This is a genomic window from Mesorhizobium sp. M7D.F.Ca.US.004.03.1.1, from assembly GCF_003998635.1.
GTDB lineage: Bacteria > Pseudomonadota > Alphaproteobacteria > Rhizobiales > Rhizobiaceae > Mesorhizobium > Mesorhizobium loti.
Genome location: NZ_RZQG01000448.1, coordinates 1 through 4,856, shown reverse-complemented (window position 1 = coordinate 4,856; position 4,856 = coordinate 1). Strand labels below are relative to the sequence as shown.

5 protein-coding genes and 1 pseudogene are annotated in these 4,856 nt (G+C 59.9%); 3 read left to right on the top strand and 3 right to left on the bottom strand.

Translation table 11 applies throughout. From position 1 onward, the window contains the following. From EN935_RS22410 to EN935_RS22400, 3 genes are all read left to right on the top strand, one after another. The coding region (locus EN935_RS22410; protein ID WP_127373622.1) for an AAA family ATPase at positions 1-992 on the top strand (992 nt) is incomplete at its 5' end. 63 nt (positions 993-1,055) lie between these two features. Further along, complete coding sequence (locus EN935_RS22405; RefSeq protein ID WP_109669067.1) at positions 1,056-1,655, top strand: chloramphenicol phosphotransferase; 600 nt, start codon at positions 1,056-1,058, stop codon at positions 1,653-1,655. Between the two features lie 135 nt (positions 1,656-1,790). After that, positions 1,791-2,693 carry a phosphatase PAP2 family protein gene (locus EN935_RS22400; protein WP_245489019.1) on the top strand — a complete coding sequence of 301 codons (903 nt, stop codon included), beginning with the start codon at positions 1,791-1,793 and terminating at the stop codon, positions 2,691-2,693. Between the two features lie 3 nt (positions 2,694-2,696). Here the strand turns inward: EN935_RS22400 and EN935_RS22395 are convergent, their stop codons facing one another. The 3 genes and pseudogenes from EN935_RS22395 to EN935_RS22385 all read right to left on the bottom strand — a co-directional run. Beyond that, on the bottom strand, positions 2,697-3,125 hold the full coding sequence (locus EN935_RS22395) for an HIT family protein (protein ID WP_109669065.1): 429 nt from the start codon (positions 3,123-3,125) through the stop codon (positions 2,697-2,699). Positions 3,126-3,224: 99 nt separating this feature from the next. Next, positions 3,225-4,439 carry a GNAT family N-acetyltransferase gene (locus EN935_RS22390; protein WP_109669063.1) on the bottom strand — a complete coding sequence of 405 codons (1,215 nt, stop codon included), beginning with the start codon at positions 4,437-4,439 and terminating at the stop codon, positions 3,225-3,227. A 56-nt stretch (positions 4,440-4,495) separates the two neighbouring features. Continuing rightward, positions 4,496-4,856: pseudogene (locus EN935_RS22385) on the bottom strand (glycerophosphodiester phosphodiesterase); the annotation flags it as partial.

Genomic DNA, 4,856 nt, shown 5'->3' with positions numbered 1-4,856 from the left:
GTGCCGGACTGCGCGAACCGGAGAAGCCGATCGGCTCCTACCTGTTCTCCGGCCCGACCGGCGTCGGCAAGACCGAAGTGGCCAAGCAGTTGGCCGCGTCGCTCGGCGTCGAGCTGATCCGCTTCGACATGTCGGAATATATGGAACGCCACACCGTGTCGCGGCTGATCGGTGCTCCTCCCGGCTATGTCGGCTTCGACCAGGGCGGCCTCTTGACCGACGGCGTCGATCAGCATCCGCACTGCGTGCTGTTGCTGGACGAAGTCGAGAAGGCGCATCCGGACCTGTTCAACATCCTGTTGCAGGTGATGGACCACGGCAAGCTGACGGACCACAACGGCAAGCAGATCGACTTCCGCAATGTGATCCTGATCATGACCACCAATGCGGGTGCGTCGGATGCCCAGCGCGCGGCGATAGGTTTCGGTTCGACCAAGCGCGAAGGCGATGATGTCGAGGCGATCAACCGGCTGTTCACGCCGGAGTTCCGCAACCGTCTCGATGCGATCATCCCGTTCGGCTCGCTGCCGGTTCCGGTCATCCATCAGGTGGTGCAGAAGTTCGTCATGCAACTCGAGGCACAGCTTTCCGAGCGTGGCGTCACCTTCGACCTGTCGGCGGATGCGATCGCCTGGCTCGCCGACAAGGGCTATGATGAGCGCATGGGAGCGCGGCCGCTCGGCCGGGTCATCCAGGAGCACATCAAGAAGCCGTTAGCCGACGAGGTGTTGTTCGGCAAGCTCAAGAAGGGCGGCACGGTGCGTGTCACCGTCGAGAAGAAGGAAACCGGCGAGACCGGCCTGAAGCTCGAATCGCTCGCCGACGAGGCGCCGGTGAAGCCGAAGAAGGAAGAGCCGGAAGAAACGCCGAAGCCCAGAAAGGCCGTCGCGAAAAAGCCCGCGGCCAAGAAGCTGGTGGCGCCAAAGCCCGAGGCCAAGGGCAAGGACGGCGGCAAGCGCAGCCTCGTGCCGCAACTGCCCCGAAAGAACTGAGCCTTACGAAAGTCGAAAAAGCCCCGGAAACGGGGCTTTTTCCATTGGAACACGAGGTGACGCATGGTTGGCCAGATCATCATCTTGAACGGCGCGCCGCGATCGGGAAAATCAAGCATCGCCAGAGCTATTCAGGAGAGTTTCGATGGCGTCTGGATCAATCTCGGTGTTGACGTTTACGAGCAGGCCACGCCGGCACGCTATCAGCCTGGAATTGGGCTGCGGCCGGGTGGCGAGCGTCCGGATCTTGAAAGCGTCGTGCCCGGATTGTACGCAGCGCTCTACGAATCGATAGCCGCTCACAGCCGGCTGGGGCTGAATGTCGTTGCGGATGTCGGCCACCACGATGCCTATTCGAAACCCCTTAACTGCCTCGTCGATTGCGCCCGCCGTCTCGCCGGCCTGCCGGTGCTGCTTGTCGGCGTTCGCTGCCCGATCGAAATCATCATGGAGAGGCGTGCGGCCAGCGCCGCGGACAAGGGATATGTGACCGCCTCGGCTGACGATCCCGCGCCATTGCCCGTGCGTCTGTGGCAGGAAGAGGTGCATCGGCCAGGCGTGTACGATCTCGAAGTCGATACGTCACTTCTGAACTCTGCCCAGTGCGCTGATATAATTCGGGAGAAGCTTATATTAGAAAATTCGAATTCAATGGCTTTCTGAGGTTCTTATATTCTCGATAGGATTCTCACAGGAATTCTTGACCACTCCTGCTTCCATTTTCACTCTTGATTAACGATGATTGGTCATGTTTCAAGCATGACCCTACTACCTGCAGAGCGGACAATACTGACTATTGTGTTGGCGCTAGTCGCCGTCTGCTTTTTCCTTGCATGGGTCAAGGACGTCACCGTTGCGCTTGACAGCCATGTTTTTTCCATCGGCTTTGCCATTGTCATGACCGCTCTCGGCCAATTCTATCGCCGGGTCCGCAAAGCGGAGCGGATCGCGCTCACTGCGCATGCTCTGGCGCTGTTCATCCTCTTTTCAGTTGTTGCCTCGCTGTTCAACCTTCTGCTCTTGCCACGGCATTCAGCGCCGATCGACGCCACCTTGGTGTGGATCGACTCCTGGTTCGGTTACTCGTGGCCAGACGCCTGTGCATGGATTTCTCAATACCCGCTTCTCTCGGATACGCTGAGGCAGGTCTATACTCTGACGCTGGCTCAGATCCTGTTTGTCTTTCTCTTCCTGGGCATGGCCAACGATCGGAAGCAGCTTCACGCTGCCATGCTGGCGGCGGTGTTTGCCGCGCTGGCCACTATTTTTTGCTGGGCGCTGTTTCCGTCCAGTGGCGCTTCCGCCTACTGGACCTTGGACCCTGAAATCGATCGCATTGTTGGACCCGTGGTCAATTCCGCCTACGGGGCGGAATTGAATCGCCTGCTGGTTTATGGCATCAACGACATTTCAGCCATTCGGGCGACAGGGCTCATAGGGTTCCCGTCGTTCCACACGGTCATGGCGCTGATGTCGCTTTTCGCAATCTGGCCGTATCCATTTGCTCGTTTCGCGCTGATCCTCGCCAACACCGCGTTGGTGCCGGCAATTCTTATCCATGGCGGGCACAATCTGATGGATGTGTTCGGCGGCGCGGTGATTACAATAGCCTGCTGGCGACTGGGCCTGCGGGCATTCGAAGCACAGCAGCGACGGCCATTGTCGAGGGCCAAATGCGAGGCGCTGACAACCGAGGGCTAAGCGTCACCGCGCGGCCAGCGCAGCCCGTATCTTTTCGGCGCTCTCGGCCAGCACTTCCGGCTTCTCCATTCCGCCAGTGTGCGGTTTCAGCGGGATGCCATCGAAGCGCGGGATAACATGGACATGCAGATGATAGACGGTCTGCCCCGAGGCCGGCTCATTGAATTGAAGGATCGTGACACCGTCGGCGCCGAAGGCCTTTTTCACCGCCAGCGCCACTTTCTGAACGACGGTGAAGAGCGGGCCGAAAATTGACGGATCGGCGTCGAGCAAGTTGCGCGACGGTGCCTTCGGCACCACGAGCGTATGGCCGGGCCCCTGCGGCATCACATCCATGAAGGCTATGACCGCTTCGTCCTCGTAGACGCGTTGCGAGGGAATCTCGCCGCGCAGGATCTTCGCGAAGATGTTGTCGGTGTCATAGGCGGCCATGGCGAACGCTCCGGATTGTGCCTTTCGTGTAGCGAAGCCGTCGAAAGTCGGCAAGACGACCCGGCGAAGTCGACCCTGCTCATCAGGGCAGCCCTGTTGCTACTCCTCCAGATCCTTGCGGAACGGGGTGTGCTCTTCGAGATATTCGCCCATCCGCTCCACCTCTTGCCGCTCGCGTCTGAGATAGTCGGCGACGGCGTTGCGCAGGCCGGGGTGCGCAATGTAGTGCGCGGAATGCATGGTCACCGGCCGGTAGCCGCGCGCCAGCTTGTGCTCGCCCTGCGCGCCTGCCTCGACCACCTTCAGCTTGCGCTCGATGGCAAAGTCGATCGCCTGGTGGTAGCAGACCTCGAAGTGCAGGAAGGGATGGTCCTCGATGCAACCCCAGTTGCGGCCATAGAGTGCGTCGGAGCCGATGAAATTGATGGCGCCGGCAATATAGCGCCCGTTGCGCCTGGCCATCACCAGCAGGATGTCGTCGGCCATGCGCTCGCCGATCAGCGAAAAGAATTGGCGGTTGAGATAGGGCCGGCCCCATTTGCGGCTGCCGGTGTCCATGTAGAAGGCGAAGAAATCGTCCCAGGCCTTCTCAGTGAGATCCTTGCCGGTCAGCCGGTCGATCGAAATGCCGTCGGCAAGCGCCTCGCGCCTTTCCTTCTTCATCGCCTTTCGCTTGCGCGAGGCAAGGGTAGCGAGGAAGTCGTCATAGGTTGAAAAGCCTTCGTTGAAGAAATGGAATTGCTGGTCTGTGCGGTGCAGGAAACCTGCCGCTTCCAGCACCTCCACGTCGCCCTCTTGCGCGAAGGTGACATGCGCGGAAGAAACACCGAGTTTTTGCGTCACCGCCTTCAGGCCTGCCGCCAAACCGGCCTTGACGGTGACGATATCCTCGCCCTTGGTGACCAGCAGGCGAGGGCCGGTGACCGGGGAGAACGGCACAGCACTTTGCAGTTTTGGATAGTAGCGGCCACCGGCGCGCTCGAACGCATCCGACCAGCCATGGTCGAACACATATTCGCCCTGGCTGTGCGATTTGAGATAACAGGGCACCGCGCCCAGCAATCTGCCTTGCCCATCTTCCAGCCTGAGGTGGTGGCCCTGCCAACCGGTGCGCCGCACGGCGCATCCGGAATCCTCAAGTGCACTCAGAAAAGCGAAGGAAACCAAAGGATTGTAATTGGTTTCTGCATCGCCGCGCGTAGTTTCGGCAAAGCTGTTCCATTCGTCGCATGTGAAAGCGCCGATGCCAGCGGCGACGCGGATTGAATAGTCCGCATTTGCTGTCTGGCCATCGCCCTCATCGCCTTGATCCATGAGGCTTATTTAAGCTCCGTCCGGCTTGGTACAAGTCACATTTCAGACACTCGACTTCAGGCGACTTTGACCAGATCGGGTTCGAACCCTTCGAACGTCATCTGGTCGGCATATCTGAAGGTCAGGTCGACCGCGGGCTGGTCATGCACGGTCCAGGTGATAACAGGCATTTTCAGCTTTTCACGCACGAAGCTGACGAACCGGTTCGGCAGGTCGCCGGCGGCGTACGAAGTGAAGGCGATCTCGTGCGCCAGCATGGCGAAATGCGCCTCGATCAGCTTGACGTCCTTGCCGTAGGCGGTCAGTCCGCCCGGAATGCCCGGCGCGTGTTTCGGGAAATCGCGGATCAGCCAATGGTCGAACGACATGATCGCGGCTTTGCCCTTGTAGCGCTTGAGCATCTTGCCGACGCTGGCC

Coding starts and splice junctions, on each gene's coding strand:
- EN935_RS22405 (WP_109669067.1), top strand. CDS start 1,056: ATGGTTGGCCAGATCATCATCTTGAACGGCGCGCCGCGATCGGGAAAA.
- EN935_RS22395 (WP_109669065.1), bottom strand. CDS start 3,125: ATGGCCGCCTATGACACCGACAACATCTTCGCGAAGATCCTGCGCGGC.
- EN935_RS22390 (WP_109669063.1), bottom strand. CDS start 4,439: ATGGATCAAGGCGATGAGGGCGATGGCCAGACAGCAAATGCGGACTAT.